Here is a 927-nt window from a genome sequence, read left to right as displayed (position 1 = left end):
CTTTTGATTCTGGCTTTTAAAAGCGAAAGATCGCAGCCTGCGGCAGCTCCTACAGGTTATGCCGACAATTCGCGTAACGCAGCGGCGGCCAGAAATCCGGAGCGGGAACTGTAGCGCTGATCACGCCGGACTGTTTGATCTATACGCTCCAGCAGTTGCTCGGGCAACGTGGCGTTGAAGCGTACCGACTTGCCGAAATAGGGTGTGATATCAAAGTCGACGACACCCCAGATCCCACCCGCATAATCCGGGTTGTCGAGATGTGCATCAATGTCCCGAACTCGAGGCAACGGTGTACCATCAGCCACCAGCCCCTCATAGTGCAGGGCCAGAGCCTCCTGAGTGTTTTCAAAAGCTTCGGCTACCGTGCTCCCTGCGGAGAAGCACCCCGGTACATCCGGGACAATCACTCCGTAGTCCGAGTCGGCATCCTTGTGCAAAACGACCGGGAATTTCATAAACGTGAATCCTTCGTCTGACGTGTCCATAAAAGGACTTTCACTTCCAATAACGGGCTTCATTTCAACCCCGCCTGTTTCAAAATGCTGTTGATCGTCCCTTTGGGAAGGTCTGAATCCGGATGCTTGATCGTCACCCGACCCGGCTTACGCGGATGCTTGTACTGATGGTGACTGCCCTTCACTGCAACCAGATACCAACCATCCTCCTCGATCATCCTGATCATTTCCCGACTACGCATTTCCTTCGCCCTGTTCGACAGCAAGAGCGGGTCACTTTAGGGCGTAAGCAACCGATTTATACACACGATACACACCATGAGAAATATTAGCTGGGTGAACAAACGCTCGGTAATTGGTTCGACCAACGGCAGGCGCGAGCCAGCGAGAAAGGGCCTTGCCGTCCAGATACATTTGAATGCGTCGCGAAATGTGTCTGATTGAGAATGGTTGGCTTGTATTGATGTGG

Annotated in this window: 3 protein-coding genes; all 3 read right to left on the bottom strand. The window is 53.0% G+C overall.

Features of this window, described 5'->3' with window-relative positions:
* Positions 1 to 56: 56 nt before the first annotated feature.
* Entirely contained in the window at positions 57 to 521 is a 465-nt protein-coding gene (locus tag HT737_RS30865) for a type II toxin-antitoxin system HicB family antitoxin (RefSeq protein WP_244905600.1), read from the bottom strand.
* On the bottom strand, positions 518 to 700 hold the full coding sequence (locus HT737_RS30860; protein ID WP_027611194.1) for a type II toxin-antitoxin system HicA family toxin: 183 nt from the start codon (positions 698 to 700) through the stop codon (positions 518 to 520). Before HT737_RS30860 ends, HT737_RS30865 begins: the two co-directional genes overlap by 4 nt.
* 31 nt (positions 701 to 731) lie before the next feature.
* Positions 732 to 927 (bottom strand): hypothetical protein (locus HT737_RS31545; protein WP_220459636.1); only part of this gene is annotated, 196 nt, incomplete at its 5' end.

This window comes from Pseudomonas sp. MD195_PC81_125, from assembly GCF_014060985.1.
GTDB lineage: Bacteria > Pseudomonadota > Gammaproteobacteria > Pseudomonadales > Pseudomonadaceae > Aquipseudomonas > Aquipseudomonas parakoreensis.
The sequence above is the reverse complement of the archived record's forward strand: the minus strand, read 5'-3'. Positions and strand labels throughout refer to the sequence as shown.

Bases quoted from the DNA above. Each gene is read 5' to 3' on its own strand.
- HT737_RS30865 (WP_244905600.1), bottom strand. From the start codon at position 521: ATGAAGCCCGTTATTGGAAGTGAAAGTCCTTTTATGGACACGTCAGAC.
- HT737_RS30860 (WP_027611194.1), bottom strand. From the start codon at position 700: ATGCGTAGTCGGGAAATGATCAGGATGATCGAGGAGGATGGTTGGTAT.